Source organism: Arthrobacter sp. MDB1-55 (assembly GCF_059092925.1).
This window is the reverse complement of record NZ_JBNHID010000001.1, coordinates 1,081,551-1,097,898: the sequence shown is the minus strand read 5'-3', so window position 1 is coordinate 1,097,898 and position 16,348 is coordinate 1,081,551. Positions and strand designations below refer to the sequence as shown.

Annotated in this window: 15 protein-coding genes; 5 read left to right on the top strand and 10 right to left on the bottom strand. The window is 63.7% G+C overall.

Features of this window, described 5'->3' with window-relative positions:
* Window positions 1-3: 3 nt before the first annotated feature.
* Together ybeY and AC5RU3_RS05240 are read right to left on the bottom strand one after the other, a co-directional pair.
* Window positions 4-477, bottom strand: a complete 474-nt coding sequence (gene ybeY, locus AC5RU3_RS05245; RefSeq protein ID WP_309070031.1) for an rRNA maturation RNase YbeY — start codon at window positions 475-477, stop codon at window positions 4-6.
* Window positions 467-1,513 carry a PhoH family protein gene (locus tag AC5RU3_RS05240; RefSeq protein WP_309070030.1) on the bottom strand — a complete coding sequence of 349 codons (1,047 nt, stop codon included), beginning with the start codon at window positions 1,511-1,513 and terminating at the stop codon, window positions 467-469. Before AC5RU3_RS05240 ends, ybeY begins: the two co-directional genes overlap by 11 nt.
* A 374-nt stretch (window positions 1,514-1,887) precedes the next feature.
* Here AC5RU3_RS05240 and AC5RU3_RS05235 point away from each other — a divergent pair, with 374 nt between their 5' ends.
* Window positions 1,888-2,850 carry a GerMN domain-containing protein gene (locus tag AC5RU3_RS05235; protein WP_309070029.1) on the top strand — a complete coding sequence of 321 codons (963 nt, stop codon included), beginning with the start codon at window positions 1,888-1,890 and terminating at the stop codon, window positions 2,848-2,850.
* A 37-nt stretch (window positions 2,851-2,887) separates the two neighbouring features.
* Here AC5RU3_RS05235 and AC5RU3_RS05230 read toward each other — a convergent pair whose 3' ends face one another.
* The 3 genes from AC5RU3_RS05230 to hrcA all read right to left on the bottom strand — a co-directional run bounded on the left by AC5RU3_RS05230 (window position 2,888) and on the right by hrcA (window position 5,867).
* On the bottom strand, window positions 2,888-3,643 hold the full coding sequence (locus tag AC5RU3_RS05230) for a 16S rRNA (uracil(1498)-N(3))-methyltransferase (protein ID WP_309070028.1): 756 nt from the start codon (window positions 3,641-3,643) through the stop codon (window positions 2,888-2,890).
* A 13-nt stretch (window positions 3,644-3,656) separates the two neighbouring features.
* Window positions 3,657-4,784, bottom strand: coding sequence for a molecular chaperone DnaJ (gene dnaJ / locus AC5RU3_RS05225; RefSeq protein WP_309070027.1), 1,128 nt, complete (start codon window positions 4,782-4,784; stop codon window positions 3,657-3,659).
* A 66-nt stretch (window positions 4,785-4,850) separates the two neighbouring features.
* Entirely contained in the window at window positions 4,851-5,867 is a 1,017-nt protein-coding gene (gene hrcA / locus AC5RU3_RS05220; protein WP_309070026.1) for a heat-inducible transcriptional repressor HrcA, read from the bottom strand.
* A gap of 145 nt (window positions 5,868-6,012) precedes the next feature.
* On the opposite strand from hrcA, the gene AC5RU3_RS05215 reads away from it, so the two are divergent.
* Both AC5RU3_RS05215 and AC5RU3_RS05210 read left to right on the top strand, forming a co-directional pair.
* Window positions 6,013-6,864, top strand: a complete 852-nt coding sequence (locus tag AC5RU3_RS05215; protein WP_493964989.1) for a DUF3097 domain-containing protein — start codon at window positions 6,013-6,015, stop codon at window positions 6,862-6,864.
* Between the two features lie 116 nt (window positions 6,865-6,980).
* Window positions 6,981-7,412 carry a DUF4870 domain-containing protein gene (locus AC5RU3_RS05210; protein WP_493964988.1) on the top strand — a complete coding sequence of 144 codons (432 nt, stop codon included), beginning with the start codon at window positions 6,981-6,983 and terminating at the stop codon, window positions 7,410-7,412.
* Between the two features lie 4 nt (window positions 7,413-7,416).
* Here the strand turns inward: AC5RU3_RS05210 and hemW are convergent, their stop codons facing one another.
* Both hemW and lepA read right to left on the bottom strand, forming a co-directional pair.
* Window positions 7,417-8,646: a radical SAM family heme chaperone HemW gene (gene hemW / locus AC5RU3_RS05205; protein ID WP_309070023.1), complete on the bottom strand. Its 1,230-nt coding sequence runs from the start codon at window positions 8,644-8,646 to the stop codon at window positions 7,417-7,419.
* Window positions 8,647-8,673: 27 nt separating this feature from the next.
* Window positions 8,674-10,527, bottom strand: a complete 1,854-nt coding sequence (gene lepA, locus AC5RU3_RS05200; protein WP_309070022.1) for a translation elongation factor 4 — start codon at window positions 10,525-10,527, stop codon at window positions 8,674-8,676.
* A gap of 141 nt (window positions 10,528-10,668) precedes the next feature.
* Between lepA and AC5RU3_RS05195 the strand changes: the two genes are divergently transcribed.
* Window positions 10,669-11,211 (top strand): type II toxin-antitoxin system PemK/MazF family toxin, encoded by a 543-nt coding sequence (locus tag AC5RU3_RS05195; RefSeq protein ID WP_309070021.1) that lies wholly within the window; start codon window positions 10,669-10,671, stop codon window positions 11,209-11,211.
* 202 nt (window positions 11,212-11,413) lie between these two features.
* On the top strand, window positions 11,414-11,677 hold the full coding sequence (rpsT, locus tag AC5RU3_RS05190; protein WP_309070020.1) for a 30S ribosomal protein S20: 264 nt from the start codon (window positions 11,414-11,416) through the stop codon (window positions 11,675-11,677).
* Window positions 11,678-11,781: 104 nt separating this feature from the next.
* On the opposite strand, the gene holA is transcribed toward rpsT, so the two are convergent.
* The 3 genes from holA to AC5RU3_RS05175 all read right to left on the bottom strand — a co-directional run bounded on the left by holA (window position 11,782) and on the right by AC5RU3_RS05175 (window position 16,333).
* The gene (holA, locus tag AC5RU3_RS05185; protein WP_375164372.1) at window positions 11,782-12,834 is read right to left on the bottom strand and encodes a DNA polymerase III subunit delta; all 1,053 of its coding nucleotides are present in this window, start codon (window positions 12,832-12,834) and stop codon (window positions 11,782-11,784) included.
* A 21-nt stretch (window positions 12,835-12,855) separates the two neighbouring features.
* Window positions 12,856-15,189: a ComEC/Rec2 family competence protein gene (locus AC5RU3_RS05180; RefSeq protein WP_309123620.1), complete on the bottom strand. Its 2,334-nt coding sequence runs from the start codon at window positions 15,187-15,189 to the stop codon at window positions 12,856-12,858.
* A gap of 268 nt (window positions 15,190-15,457) precedes the next feature.
* Window positions 15,458-16,333: a ComEA family DNA-binding protein gene (locus AC5RU3_RS05175; RefSeq protein WP_309070017.1), complete on the bottom strand. Its 876-nt coding sequence runs from the start codon at window positions 16,331-16,333 to the stop codon at window positions 15,458-15,460.
* Window positions 16,334-16,348: the final 15 nt, after the last annotated feature.

Below are 16,348 nucleotides of genomic sequence, written 5' to 3'. Positions count from 1 at the left end.
CGGTCACCGCGTGGTTTCCCGCGGGGCGGCACCGCCAAGGAAGTCGGCCAGAAGCTGCCGCTGGAGACCGAACATCTCTTTCTCCTCTTCGGGTTCCGCGTGGTCGAAACCCAGCAGGTGGAGCATGCCGTGTGTGGTGAGCAGGAGAAGCTCCTCATTCATGCTGTGCCCGGCGTTGTCCGCCTGAGTGCGGGCCACTTCAGGACAGAGGACGACGTCGCCGAGGATGCCTGACGCAGTTGGCCGCGCGGCGGTGCCGGGACGCAGCTCGTCCATGGGAAAGGACAAAACGTCCGTGGGTCCCGGCTCGTCCATCCATTCGATGTGGAGCTTCTCCATGGCCTCGATGTCGACCAGGATGATCGACAGCTCTGATTCGGGGTGCACGAAAAGACGCTCCAGCACGTGGCGACCGAGCCGGACCAGTGCCTCGTCGTCGACCTCGACTCCGGACTCGTTATTGACCTCAATGCTCATTGCGGCCAGCCTTTCCGGTATTCCGGCGGCCGTTCAGCGACGCGCGTTGCGACTCGTCCCATTTGCTGTAGGCGGAGACGATGTCGCCGACCAGACGATGCCTTACGACGTCGGTGGCATCCAGGCGGGAAAATGCGACGTCGTCGACACCCTGCAGGATCTCACTGACTACCCGGAGGCCCGAGCTGGTGCCGCCCGGCAGGTCAACCTGGGTCACGTCGCCCGTGACTACCATGCGCGATCCGAAACCAAGCCGCGTCAGGAACATCTTCATCTGCTCAGGCGTGGTGTTCTGCGCCTCGTCGAGAATGATGAACGCGTCATTCAAAGTCCGGCCACGCATGTAGGCAAGGGGTGCCACTTCAATGGTTCCGGCAGCCATGAGGCGGGGAATCGAGTCCGGATCCATCATGTCGTGGAGCGCGTCATAGAGCGGACGCAAGTAGGGGTCGATCTTGTCGTTGAGCGTGCCCGGCAGGAAGCCCAATCGTTCCCCGGCCTCCACTGCGGGACGGGTGAGGATGATTCGGTTGACTTCTTTGTGCTGCAAGGCCTGAACAGCCTTGGCCATTGCCAGGTAGGTCTTGCCTGTACCCGCCGGGCCGATGCCGAAGACGATGGTGTGCGCGTCGATCGCTTCGACATAATTCTTCTGGTTGACTGTCTTGGGCCGGATGGTGCGGCCGCGCGACGAGAGAATGTTCATTGACAGGATCTCGGCCGGCTTCGCTGCACCCTGCGTCTTCAGCATGAACAGCAGCTGCTCGAGCACCTGCGCGGTTACCGGCGTCTGGTTTGCAGCAAGAGTGCGTACCTCACCGATCAGGCGCTCGGTGCGCCCAACGTCGGTCGCGGGACCCGTGATGGACAGTTCATTGCCGCGGACGTGCAGCTTGACGCCGGGAAACGCCCCTTCGATCATGGCAAGGGCCTCGTCGTTGGCGCCCAGGGCCTGCACCATCTGGTCGGCGGAATCGAATTGAATGACCCGGCTGTCCAGGCCGGCGGCCCCCATACCCACTGCGGAATCGGTCATAGTAGCGGCCCTTGAGCCTTCCATCTCTCCTTGTGTATGCCGGATCTTCCGGTGATCTACTGGTCCAGGCCTGCGAATAAGCCTCCTACAAGCGTACCGCCGCAGCCCTGCCACCGCTTGCGTGATGCAGGCCGATCATTCCCGGGGGTCCGAAAGGGTGAAGATCTCAGGAACGCAACGGCCCGATATCAATCGCGTTTCAGTCAGGCGGCGATTCGGGAAAACCGCACAGTAGCGGCCAGCACCTATGCCAAGCTGGATTGTGCTGCTCGCTGCGGCACCGGATGCTTCCGCGGCATTGCCGATTGTTGAAACAACAGCGGTGCTGCACCTATGCATTTTCATAACTTTGGATGAGAGGAGACGCCGAACACATGGCCGCCACTCCTCCTTCCGGAAACCGAACTCCAGGCCGCCATTGGAAGGGATCCATCGTCGTTGCAGCGGCGCTCTGCCTCCAGGCCTGCACCATCGGAGGACCGGCAGAGCCCACCTCGGAGCTGGGGACAGAGGCGGAGTTGCTCCTGGAATCGACTGCCAGCATGCCCGAGTTGGACGTGCAGAGCCCGACAGCCACCGACTCCGACGAACTCCTTCCCGTCTACTGGTTGGGAAGTGCGAACGGACTCCTCTACCGCGAGTTCCTGCCCGGTGAGTCCTCCGGGGATCCGATCGCTGACGCAGTCTGGGCAATGACAAGTTCGGAACCGCTCGACGACGACTACTACAGCCCCTGGCTGGAAGCATCTGCGGTCAATACATCGATCTCGCCTGACAACGTCATCACCGTCGACATCTCGTCAGACTCATTCGCCGCTGGAATCGGTGCTGATGTTGCCGGACGTGCTGTGCAGCAGCTTGTGTACACCGCGACAGCCGCGGCAGCCAACTCAGGGCTGATCATCAGTGGCAGTCCCAGCAGCGTGCGGCTGCTGGTGGACGGGAAGGCCGGCTACAAGGCGTTCGGCCATATCGAGCTGGGGTCTGTTCTTCAACGCGACGTGAGTGCTATTGCTCCCGTTTGGATCATCAATCCGCAGGACAGTTCCCTCAAAAACGACCGGACGGTCATCGTCCAAGGGAGCACCACGACAACTGATCCGAGCCTCGATTGGCGGATCCGCCGGGTGAATGCAGGCGGTGTTTTCACGGAGGATGTGGTCGCTGGATCCGTTCCCGTCGAGGCGGGCACGGGTGCCGTCGGACTCTATGAATTCAGCGTCTCCCTGGAAGAGGGGACATACCTTGTCGAGGTGTACGAATCGACGGGAGCCGACCCGGGCGAAGGGCCTGCCGCTGACACCATTGCAGATGACAAGCTGGTCAGCATCCGCTGACCAGCTTCAACAGCAGTGGCCCTTTGCCAGCGGCCTATTACCAGCGGCCCAGGAGCTGATTCAGGACGGCAATCGCCGCAGGTCCGGCGGTCGAGGCTCGCAGGACGTTGGTTCCCAACTGCACGGGAACGGCCCCGTGTTCCTCGAACAGGGTCACCTCCTGCGGGCTCACACCCCCTTCGGGCCCCACGATCACCGCCACTGTTCCCGTGTGATCCTCGGACCGGCGGTTCCAATAGCTCGCAAGGGAAATTCGCCCTTCCTCATGCAGCAGGACCGGGTGCGCTACATCGGCGAGCCAACGCCCCAGGCCCCTGCTGTCCACTGTGTCGAGGACCTCGGGCACACGGGTACGCCGGCTTTGCTTCGACGCTGCACGGACGACGGATTCCCACTTCGCCTGCCCTTTCACTGCTTTGTCTGCGCGCCACCTCACGATGCTTCGGTCAGCTTGCCACGGAACGACCGCGTCGACGCCAAGCTCGGTTGCGGCCTCGACTGCCATCTCGGCCCGATCACCCTTGGCAAGAGCCTGCACCAGGACGATGCGGGTCGCCGGCAGCGGTTCGAAGGAAACCGTATCCACTGTCATGACGACGGCCGCGCCGGACACATCGACGACGGTACAGCCCAGGCGGTTTCCCTCGCCGTCCAAGAGGTCCACCGTCTCACCGGCCACCACGCGTTTCACAGTGGCTGCATGGTGCGCTTCCGTTCCTCGCAGTGTGATGCTGCCGCCGGCAACGGCGGCCTGAACCTCCGCAGGATCGCCGAAGTATGCCTGGTTGGTCATGATTCTCTACCGGTCAGAGGTTGCCGAGGCGCTCGCGCAGCCGGGCGAAGACTCCTGATCCACTGCTTGCCAGCTGCCCCTCGGTGAACTGCTCACCACGCATTTCCGCGAGGCGTCGAAGCAGCTCTTCCTGGGCTGCATCAAGGTTCCGTGGAGTTTCGACGCTCAGGTGCACGAGAAGGTCTCCCCGGCCGTATCCCCGCAGATGTGTGACGCCGAGGCCCTTGAGCGTGATCACTTCTCCGGATTGGGTTCCCGGTTTGATGGTCAGTTCCTGGTCCCCGTCGAAGCTGGTCATCGTCACGGTGGTGCCAAGCGCCGCCGCTGTCATTGGCACGCTCAGGGTCGCGTGCAGGTCATCTCCTTCGCGGAGGAAGGTGGGATCGCTGTTGACCCGGATCTCGACGTACAGATCACCCTGCGGTCCTCCTGCAGTGCCCGCTTCACCCTGTCCGGCAAGCTGAATCCGCGTACCGGTGGCTACACCTGCGGGAACCTTGATGGTAAGACTGCGGCGGGAACGGATGCGGCCGTCGCCATTGCATTCGTTGCACGGATGGGGAATGACGGTGCCGTAGCCCTGGCAAGTGCCGCAGGTCGCCGTCGTCATGACCTGGCCCAGGATCGACCGGACCGCGCGCTGCACCTGCCCGGAGCCACCACAGATATCGCAAGTCTTCGGAGATGTGCCCGGCTGGGTGCACGATCCGTCGCAGGTGGGGCACACCGCAGCGGAGTCCACCTCGATCTTCTTGTTGGTGCCGAAGACGGCGTCCTTGAGATCAATGCGGACGGCTATGAGTGCGTCCTGTCCGCGCTGGGTCCGCGACGGCGGACCGCTGGGGCCGCCGCCTCCGAAGAAGGTTTCGAAGATGTCCTGGAATGCGAATCCGGGGCCGGCATAACCGCCGCCGAAGCCGTTGTCCGTTCCGTTCTCGTTTCCGGTGGTGTCATAGACGCGCCGCTTCTGCGGATCAGAGAGAACTTCATAGGCGCGGGTCACCAGCTTGAATTCCTCAGCTGCTTCCGGCCCGGAGTTGACGTCCGGATGAAGTTTGCGGGCCAGCTTCCGGTAAGCCTTCTTGATCTCTTCGCCACTGGCGTCGCGTGCAACACCTAGGACCTCGTAGTGATTACTCACTCCTGCACATCACTTCCTGTAATCTCACCGCGCGAGCGGCTCTGGTTCAAGGGGTCCGTCATCCGTTCATGACTCATCGAGGATGCGGGAAAGATAACGGGCCACCGCCCTGACGGCGGCCATGGTGGTGGGGTAGTCCATTCTGGTGGGTCCGAGGACTCCCACCTTGGCAAGGGCGTCCGGCCCGTATCCCGTGGCGATCACCGAGGCCTCTGCAAGGCCACCGTACGGGTTTTCACGACCAATGCGGACGGAAACGCCGAGGGCATCCTGCTCCATTTCGGAGAGCAGCCGAAGCATGACCACCTGTTCCTCGAGGGCCTCCAGCACAGGGCCGATGGTCAACGGGAAGTCCAGGGTTGAGCGGGCAAGGTTGGCCGTTCCTGCCATGACGATCCGATCTTCCCGGTTCGCGGCGGAGAGATGTTCCAGGCCGTGCGCCAGTGCCTGGCCCAGCGACTGGAGTGCGGGCGGCAGCTCGGCCACACAGGACGCCAGTTCCGAAGGAAGCGACGGTAGGCGCACGCCCGACACTTTGGTCAGGAAGCGCTGACGCAGATCGGCCAATTCGTTTTCATTTGCGTCGGCAGGGACGGGCACGACCCGCTGCTGCACCGCCCCGTTGGTGGAAATGAGCACCACCAGCACGCGGCCGGGCGCGAGCAGTACCAGCTCGATGTGGCGGACGGACGCTGCGCCCAGATGTGGGTATTGAACGACCGCGACCTGATTGGTCAGCTGTGCGAGGAGCCTTACCGTGCGGTCCAGGACGTCGTCCAGGTCATCGGCACTTTCCAGAAGGGCACGGATGGCACGCTTCTCGGGCGCGGATAACGGCTTCACTTCAGCGATGCGGTCGACGAACAGCCGGTAACCCTTGTCAGTGGGAATGCGGCCGGAACTGGTGTGCGGGGCGGTAATGAGGCCTTCCTCTTCGAGGAGCGCCATATCATTGCGGATGGTAGCCGAGGACACGCCGAGCTGGTGCCGCTCAACCAGGGCCTTGGACCCTACCGGCTCACGGGAATGGACGTAATCCTCGACGATGGCACGCAGGACTTCAAGCCGCCTGGGCTCGCTCATATTCACCTCCGATATACCGCATTGCCCACTCAACGAGTTAGCACTCAACACGCCTAAGTGCCAAGTCTAATACGATCGCTGCGATTGTTAGCATTGGCTCTGCCTGTTCCAGCGGGCAGGGATTTGCGGAAGCGAGCGAAATCACATGTCGTATCACCAGTGGGGCGCACAGGACATTTCCCAGCCCCGACGCGTCGTCCTTGAGAAGGTTGAGGCGCGTCCGGGCATCGTCCTAGAGGACGTTCAAAGCGGGTTCGTCGGCGAGATACTTCGTACTGAGAAGTCCGGCGGTATGCATGTCATGATCCTCGAGGACCGCCGCGGCAAACGGCGGACCTTTCCCCTGGGATTCGGTTTTCACCACGAGGGCTCCCCCGTTGAGATGGTTCCCGCGCTGCAGCGCACCGCAACGCCCCAGCGCACAGCCTCGGGCTCGGTCCGCGTTACCGGCCAGCGTGCCCGAACAGCCCGCGCGAGCAGAATCTGGGTCGAGGGCAAACACGATGCGGAGCTGGTCGAGAAGGTGTGGGGCGATGATCTGCGGGTTGAGGGCATCGTCGTCGAGCCCTTGCACGGGGTCGATGACCTGGCAGGGGCGGTCCGCGACTTCGCTCCCTCACCCGGAAGGCGCCTCGGTATCCTCGTTGATCACCTTCTGCCCGGAACCAAGGAAGCTCGAATCGCCGAACAGGCCATGAAAGTGACCGGTGCAGCGCTCAATGTGTTGATTGTGGGGCACCCCTACGTCGATGTGTGGCAGGCAGTGAAACCGCGTGCTCTCGGATTGGAGGCGTGGCCCGTCATTCCCCGCGGAGAGGACTGGAAAACAGGGATACTGACGCGGCTAAACTGGCCGTGCTCCTCCCAGGCGGATATCGCCAACGGCTGGAAGCGCATTCTGAGCGGCGTAAACACCTACGCGGACCTCGAACCCTCTCTGCTGGCCCGGGTCGAAGAGGTCATCGACTTCCTTACCGGGCCGGGGCCGAACGCGTAGCCCCAGCATCGCTGTAAGTCGTGGGAACTGCACGGGCACGCTTCACCCAGTACCCTTAGACAGTAAGTTCTGCGCGGAATGCGCGGTGAAGCCCTATCAGTCCGAAGGAATTTTCGTTGTCCAACAGCGCTAATCGGCGCGGTGTCGCACAGACTCCTCCCGCCTCCCAGGACAGAACTACCTCCTTCCAGGGTGCCAGTCCAAGCGCTCCCGCGCTGACTCCCTCCGAGGATCGCCAATGGGCGACCCTCGCCCATTTTCTCGGGATCCTGGGGTTTGTGCCGTCTCTGGTTATCTTCCTCATCTATCGGGACCGGGGGCCCTTCACGGAGCAGGAATCGAAGGAAGCCTTCAACTTCACTTTCCCGCCGAGCATCCTCGCAGCCGTATGCCTGCTGCTGTCCCTGCTCCCGGGCATTGGGGGGCTTTTCGCCGTCCTGAACGCCCTCATCTGGGTTACGCTCGCGGCCTTCTCGGTGGCAGCCGGCATCCATGTGAACCGCGGCAGGCCTTACCAGTACCCCTTCAATCTCCGGATCTTCCACTAGGACGTCAGTCCGGCAAAAGGCGACGGACCACGCCATCGGCTAGTAGCCGCCCGCGATCACTCAGGATCACGGCGCCCTTGAACGCCGCCACAGGGTCGATGAGACCATCAGCTATCAGCCCTGCTACAGCCCTGCGTCCCGGGGATTGCAGGTTCTCCGTCGGGTAACCATCAGCAAGCCGGATGCGAAGCAGAACGTCCTCAACGTAGCGGGCGTCCTTGTCCAGAACTTCACGTCCGGCCGCGGGCGACTCGCCTGCCGCAAGTCTCTGAGCATAAGCGGCAGGATGCTTGACGTTCCACCAACGGGTCCCCCCGATATGTGAATGCGCGCCCGGCCCTGCTCCCCACCAGTCATGGCCTTTCCAGTACGCGATGTTGTGGCGGCACTGATCCTCACCGGAGCGGGCCCAGTTACTTACCTCGTACCACGCCATTCCGGCCGACTTGAGCAGGGTGTCGGCGAGTTCGTACTTGTCGGCGTGGTCGTCGTCGTCGACCATGGGCACCTGACTGCGCCGGATACGGCGGGCCAGCGCGGTGCCGTCCTCGATGATGAGGGCATAAGCGGACAGATGATCCGGTTCGAGGGCAAGCGCCGCTTCCAGGGACGTCCGCCAGTCCTGAAGGTCCTCGCCCGGTGTGCCGTAGATCAGATCCAGGCTCACCTTGAGCCCGGCAGCACGCGCCCACTCGACGGCAAGGGGGACCCGCGCCGGCGAGTGGGTTCGGTCCAGCACCGCGAGAACGTGGGGCACAGCGGATTGCATGCCGAATGACACGCGGGTGAAACCTGCACGCGCCAGTTCCTCGAGGGATTCAGGCGTGACGGAGTCGGGATTGGCCTCGATCGTCACCTCGGCTCCCGGTGCCAGGCCCCAGATGTCGACGGCGGTGCGGAGTACCCGTGCCAGGTCCGCCGAGGGCAGGAGCGTGGGTGTCCCTCCGCCGAAGAAGACTGTGCTCAGCGGGCGGTCGGCAACACCTGAAGCGGCAAGCGCTCCGGCCGCAAACTGGAGCTCCTGCTGCACCGTGAACGCGTAATTGGCCTGCGACGCTCCCCCACCGAGTTCAGCGGCGGTGTACGTGTTGAAATCGCAGTACCCGCAGCGAACAGCGCAGAAGGGGATGTGAACGTACAGGCCGAAATCACGCTCGGCGGAGCCGGCTGCCGCGGTGGGCGGCAGAGCGCCGTCGGATGGAGCGGGGTCGCCGAGAGGCAGCGCGCTAGGCATTGGCGCTCCGGAAACCAGATACTGCTGTCACTTCTTCGCTTTGTCCTTGGACTCATCCGACGACAACGCGGCAATGAACGCTTCCTGGGGGACTTCCACGCGCCCCACCATCTTCATGCGCTTCTTACCCTCTTTCTGCTTTTCGAGCAGTTTGCGCTTTCGGGTGATGTCACCGCCGTAGCACTTGGCCAAGACGTCCTTCCGGATAGCCCGGATGTTCTCCCTCGCGATGATGCGCGCGCCGATGGCCGCCTGAATGGGAACCTCAAACTGCTGACGCGGGATCAGTTCACGCAGTTTCCCCGTCATCATGACGCCGTAGGCATATGCCTTGTCCCGGTGGGTGATGGCGGAGAAGGCATCAACCTGCTCGCCTTGGAGCATGATGTCCACTTTGACCAGGTCGGCCACCTGGTCGCCGTCGGCCTTCCAATCCAGAGAGGCGTACCCGCGGGTCCTGGACTTCAGCATGTCGAAGAAGTCGAAGACGATCTCCGCCAGCGGGAGCCGGTACCGGATTTCCACCCGGTCTTCGGAGAGGTAATCCATTCCGCCCATGACACCACGCCTGCTCTGGCACAGTTCCATAATGGTGCCCACGAATTCGTTGGGCGCAAGGATGGTCGCCGAAACCATCGGCTCTCGGACTTCGGCGATCTTGCCGACGGGGTATTCGCTCGGGTTGGTGACGTGAACTACGTTCTTGTCCTCGAGCGTGACCTCGTATTCCACGTTCGGTGCCGTCGAGATCAGGCTGAGGTTGTACTCGCGTTCGAGTCGCTCACGGGTAATTTCCAGGTGAAGCAGGCCGAGGAAACCCACTCGGAAACCGAAGCCCAGAGCAGCGGAGGTCTCCGGTTCATAGACCAGGGCGGCATCATTGAGCATCAGCTTTTCCAGAGCATCACGAAGCACTGGATAATCCGCCCCTTCGAGGGGGTACAGACCCGAGAAGACCATAGGCTTTGCGTCCGCGTAACCGGCCAGCGACTCCGTCGCGGGCTTCGCGAAATTGGTGACGGTGTCGCCGACCTTGGACTGGCGAACGTCCTTCACGCCGGTGATGAGATAGCCCACCTCACCTACGCCCAGGCCCTTGGACGGTGTGGGCTCCGGCGAGCTGACTCCGATCTCAAGGAGTTCGTGAGTAGCACGGGTGGACATCATCTGAATGCGTTCACGGGGGCTGAGCTGTCCATCGACGACCCGGACATACGTCACGACGCCCCGGTAGGTGTCATATACAGAATCAAAGATCATGGCCCGGGCAGGCGCGCTTGCGTCTCCGACGGGAGAGGGAAGATCCCTGACGATCTTGTCCAGCAACGCCTCTACGCCGACGCCTGTCTTGCCGGACACCAGCAACACATCCTCCGGATCCCCGCCGATCAGGTTGGCCAGTTCCGCAGCATACTTCTCCGGCTGGGCGGCCGGAAGGTCGATCTTGTTGAGCACCGGAATGATTGTGAGGTCGTTCTCCATGGCGAGGTACAGGTTCGCCAGTGTCTGGGCCTCAATCCCCTGGGCAGCATCAACCAGCAGGATTGCTCCCTCACACGCTGCAAGGGACCGCGACACCTCGTATGTGAAGTCAACGTGTCCAGGAGTGTCAATCATGTTGAGCGCATAGCTCACGCCGTCGAGTTCCCAGGGCAGCCTGACCGCCTGGGATTTGATGGTGATGCCGCGCTCCCGCTCAATGTCCATGCGGTCCAGATACTGTGCCTTCATATCGCGCTGCTCCACCACGCCGGTGAGCTGAAGCATGCGGTCCGCCAGTGTGGACTTGCCGTGGTCAATATGGGCGATGATGCAGAAGTTCCTGATGATCGCGGGATCCGTGGCAGCGGGCACCGGAGCGGTGCGGGCCATGGGAGACACTCGGTACCTCTTACTTTGTGGGACTGTTCGGGGAATTCCGTGCAGGGACGAGGACGCTGGGTCCGGACCCCTGGGAATGTGCAGCTTCCATTGTCCCATGGGGAACTCTCGAGCCCGCAATCTGGCGGGTACGCTGGCCCTATGGCTTCCCTTGGACCCTCCCTGATGCGTTTGGCCGGGGCCGCATTGAAGGCGCTGGCTGCCCGTTCGACGCATTCACCCCGTCCGGCCCGAAGCGGACATCCTGCCGGGCGTGACCGTGCTCCTCAGCGTGAGCCACTGCGGGACCGCCCACGGAAGAAAGCCGCACCCGCTTCGATTGGCGCTTACAACCCGCAGCCCGGTGACACTGCCGATCCCGGCGAAATCGTCTGGACGTGGGTGCCGTATGAGGACGATCCTCAGCAGGGCAAGGACCGGCCGGTGCTGGTCATCGGGCACGACGGCGCCACGCTGCTCGCACTCATGCTCACCTCACGAGACCGGAATAATGCCGAAAGCAGGCATGAAGGGTACGTGGATATCGGAAGCGGGCCCTGGGACAGCAAGGGCAGACCGAGTGAGGTGTACCTGGAGCGTCTGCTGAAGATCCGTCCTGAGGATGTCCGGCGCATCGGTGCAACCCTCGACCGCCCGCTCTTCGACCGCGTCATGTCCCGATTGGATGGATCACCCAATCAGTGACAGTCTCAGGTAGAGATGAGCGAACCGCCGATGACGGCTGGGGCGCGAGGGGGGCGCGAGTTCTGGTAGCCTATATAGCTGTGTGTCCGCGCAGGTCGACGGGCACTTCGGCTCGGTCGCCACGGTATCCCCACGCCGCTCAGTCTTAGGCCGCACCGAAAATCCCTCACGACCAGTCCGCAATACAAAGAGAGTCTTATACGTGGCAAATATCAAGTCCCAGAAGAAGCGCATTCTCACCAATGAGAAGGCTCGTCAGCGCAACAACTCGGTCAAGTCCGAGCTGAAGACCGCTATCCGCGCCGTCAACACCGCGGTGGAGTCCACCGACAAGGACGCCGCAGTGGCCGCGCTCGCCGTTGCCAGCCGCAAGCTGGATAAGGCTGTGAGCAAGGGTGTTCTTCACAAGAACAACGCAGCGAACCGCAAGTCGGGAATTGCCAAGCGGGTTAACAACCTCGGCTAATTGCCTTCAGAGCTTCATACGGTGATGGTCGGTCCCACGGGACCGGCCATCACCCTTTAACCGACGGGCACTTCGACCGGGGATCGGAAGGGGCAGGATCAGCGTCACCGGCCGGTTGCGGTTCCTCCCAGCGCGATAGCTGTGACCGCCCGCTCCACAGCGTAGATCGGATCGCGTGCCTCCCCCTTGACCTGGGCATCAGCCTCGGCCAGGACTTGGATGCAGTGATTGAGCCCCTCGGGTGACCAGCGCTGGGCTTCCCGCCTTGCCTGGTCTACCTGCCACGGTGCCATACCCAATTCTTTAGCGAGCTGTGCAGAGCTACCCCTGACTCCATAGACCTTCGCCACCGCTCGGAGTTTCATCGCGAGTGCGGCTAGCAGCGGCACGGGGTCTGCTCCGCTCGAGAGCGCGTGCCGGAGCATCGCCAATGCCTGTCCCCCGCGTCCTGCAAGGGCAGCATCGGCTACCTTGAAGCCGGTGGCTTCGATCCGGCCACCATAGTATTTCTCCACCGTTTCAGTGGAGATCACGCCATCCGAATCTGAGGCAAGCTGATGGCATGCTGCTGCCAGCTCCGACAGGCTCGATCCCACTGCGGCGACGAGGGCCCGCACCGCATCAGGTTCGATCCGGCGCCGCGCATTGCGGAACTCCGCGGTAGCGAAGTCGACCTTGTCAGAGTCCTTTTTCAGCGGCTGGCACTCAACGACGACAGCTTTCCCACTCTTCAGCGAGTCGAGCAGCTTTTTGCCGCGCGTACCACCCGCATGGTGCATGACCAGCACCACGTCCGGCGCCGGGTTGGAGACATACTCGAGCGCGTCCTGCAGGAACGCATCGTTCATCTGCGCCAGGCCGCGAGCTTCAATGATCTGCGTGCCGCCGAACAGCGACGGGCTCCCCAGCATGATCAACGATCCGGGCTCGTACTGCGCCGCATCCAGGCGGACGGTCTCGGCATCGGGTTCCGTCTCGCGCGTGCGCCGGCGCACCGACTCAAAGCCGCGGGCGGCAAGGTATTCCTCTGGACCGAGCAAGAGAACAACGGGAGCCGGACCGACGTCGCGCCAGCTCGAAGTAGCCGAACCTGCAGGGCTTGGGGACACGGACGGGGCTCCTGATCGACGAGGAATGGGCAGGGTCAACTCTGCCATGGGGGTGATGAGCATCCAAGCTCATCGTGACCCACGGACCTGAAGGGAATCACCGTCGGTCCTGATGAGTATGGTTCCGGCCAGGTCTGTCCTGGCGACATATGCGCCGGAGCCCTCCAGTGCCGCGAGCGTTTCCTGGTGGGGGTGCCCGTAATCGTTCCGGCGCCCGGCGGAGATGAGTGCAACGCGAGGGCTCAGGGACTCGATGATCGCCGTGCCGCCGTTCCTGGCGCCATGGTGCGCAACCTTTAGGACGTCAATTCCCTCGGCACTGAGCGCGGGCTGATCCCGGAGGAGGCGATTGGCCGCGTCTTCCTCAAGGTCGCCGGTGAACAGGATGCGAAGGTCGCTGGTTCCGGAGCGTCCATGCACCGTGGCCAGTACGACGGCGGAGGCATCGTTTTCGGATGCTGCAAAGTTTCCGGGTGCCGGCCACAGGACCGACCATTCCACATCTCCCGTAGTTCCTGCGGTTCCGGCGGTCGCGGGCGCGACCGTGGTTCCGGCGTGCGCGCTCACCTGCTGCACGCTCTCGGGCAGCGTCTCCTCAGTTGTGGAGTAGAGCAGCCGAGACACCGAGCGGTCCGCGAATACTCCTGCCACTCCGCCGTAGTGGTCCTCATGGAGGTGTGTGAGCACCAGCAGGTCCACAGTGTCCACCCGGAGATGATCAAGGCAGGCGTCCATGGGACCCGCTTCCGGGCCGGCGTCGAATACTATGGCGCTACCAGGCCCCGTCCGCACCGCCAGTCCGTCACCCTGGCCGACGTCGCATGCAGCGACCGTCCAATCTTCCGGCCCGTGGCCGCGCACACCATTCCACACCAGGATGCCCACGACGCCGGCGATACACCCGGCGGCGACCCAGGCTACTGGCGTCAGCTGCGGGATCAGCCTTCCTCCCCTCCTGCCGGACTTCATCGGGGGTGCCCCGCGCGCACGGATTCTCGCATGCGTGCTGTGGCACGTCGCGCGCACCCACGTGAGCATGTCCGGTCCCCGCACCACGACCGCCAGCACGACGGCGCTCCCCAGTGCAGACAGGAGCGCTCCCCCGGTGCCGGACGGCCATGGTATGGACGCGTGCGGGGCGGCGGCGAAGAACCTGGCGATCTGCGCCACCCCGGCGGCCGCCCACGCAGCGCCGAGGGCAAACGGCAGAGCCGCCCCTGGTGCCAGGGCCACCAGGACAACGGAGACCATGCCGGCGATGGTGATGAACGGCACAAGCGGTGACGCCGCGATATTCGCCGGCAGCGAGTACGTCGGCAGGCTCGGCTGGATGAGGGCCAGGACCGGCGAGCAGAAAAGCTGGGCAGCCAGGGGAACAGCGACGAGCTGGGCAACCGAGGGCGCCAGAAACGCTCCCAGCTGCGACGCCAGGAGAGGGCCGACCAGCACGAGCCCGCAGGTCGCCGCGACCGACAGGATGAACGCGTACTCCACGCTGAGCCAGGGGTCCACTGTGAGGAGGGCCGCTATCGACAGGAACAGCAGCGTCATCGACAGGCGTCCACGGCCCGTCAAGACAGCCAACACTCCGATGGCTCCCATGACAGCCGCCCTGAGAACGCTGGGCTCGGGCCTGACCAGCAGGACGAATCCTACGAGGGCTGTAATACCGGCAACCGCGGCTGTCCATCGCGGCAGCCTGCATGCCCGGCAGAGGATAAAAACGAACGCCAGCACGTAGCTGCAGTTAGCCCCGGAGACTGCCGTGAGATGAGTCAGCCCGGTCGCTTTCATCGTATCGACGAGTTGCTGGCTCACGGACGCCCGGGCTCCTATCACCATGCCCGGCATCAATCCGTCGTCGGGTGCTCCGGTGGAGGCGGAGAGCGCGAGAAAACGCTCCCTCAGCTCTTCGATGAGCGACTCCGCTCCGGGCTGCTCCGGGATCAGGTCAGGGCTGGTCGAGGCAATGAGCAGCGCCCCTGCCCGATCTCCCGGGTCTGTTGCCAGCGGCTTTCCTGCCGTACGCAGCTGATCCCCATGCTTGACGGAGCTCCATTCATTGCCGCCCAGCACTATTACGGGCGTATCTGCCGTGAACCGGAATCCCCCGGACGTGCCTTCGAGAAGGTCGGCTTCAAGGATCCAGCGGGGTGCGCCGTCCTGGGCATCGGCGGATATTTCCTGTGCATCAGAGGTGGCACGGAGGTTTACGGTGATGTGGGTCTGAGCCGCAATGGCAGCGGCCAGCGGGGCAGAGGAGCGATGTGCAACGTGCGCGGCTGTGGGGATGCTCACCATTGCGGCCGCTGCAAGGGCGACAAGCGGCATCAGTACAACCGGGCTGTTGTTTCGACTGCAGACGGCGATGGTGACGAACGTGAGGGCGCCGAGCGCAAGCATGAGGCCCAGCAGAAGGCCCGCCTGCGCGTCGAGCCTGATGGTTACGGCCGCAGCGGCCCATGCGCAGCCAGCGGCGGGTAGGAGTCGAAGGTCCCGAGCGGGACTCTTGGCGGCTTCGTGGCGGACCGGCCTGCGGCAGACAGTTACGCCGATGCGACGCCCGCCGTTCCGTTTCAGGGGTGCGGCTGGTACGGGCGGTGATGGTTTCCCAGCCGCGGCAGCCGACCGTACTAGATGCGCCCATCCTGCGGAAGTTGTACCGGGCATATCAGACTGTCACCAGGGGAAGCAATGACTCAAGCATCGCCGGTCCAATACCGGGAACCGCGTCAAGGTCCTCTGCACGCGCGAAGGGCCCGTGCTGGGCGCGCCATTCCACGATGCGCTCAGCCAGGACCGGCCCGACCCTGGGGAGTTCCTCGAGGTCAGTGGCGCCGGCCGTATTGAGGTTGACAAGCCCGCCGGCGGTTTCAGCGTCCGGTGCCGGAAGCGCGCCGACCGGCGGCGCCTCCCCCACGCGAGGAATCATGATCTGCTGCCCGTCCTGCACCACGGCGGCCAGATTGACAGCCGCCAGCTCAGCTTCGGGCACCGCGCCGCCCGCCTTCTCGAGTACTTCGAAAACCCTTGCACCCGCTGCGATTTCCACCACGCCGGGCGTCCGGACTGCACCGGCAACATGAACAACGACAGTTGCGGTCTGCGCGCCCTGTGCATGAGGCGTCGACGGCTTATCCGCCCGCTCAACGGCGGGAGCGGTGCCTTCCTCCGCGACGGGAACACCCGGCTCGGCGGCAGTACTTGAGGAGGCGGGGGGATCGATCGGGACAACCTCGCCGGGAGTCCGGTCAGCGCTCACAAACTGCCAGCCTCCGACCGCGAGGGCGCAGCCTGCCGCCAGCAACGCGGCCCGTCGCGTGGCTGCCCAACGTCTACCGCTTGGCGGTCGCCGGCGTGCCGCGGTGGCGTCCGGGTCAGGCGGACCACTGTCGCTGAGTTCGACGCTGTGCAGGTCCCCGTCGTCATCACCGTTGACCGCCTCGATCCCCGCCGGCTGTGACCCTGCACGCTTGAGGTTGAGGACGCGTTCCAACCGGTCCGAGCCCTGGAGATGCTCCCCCGTCGCCCAGCGGTGCCTTGCCATGCAACCAGCGTATGA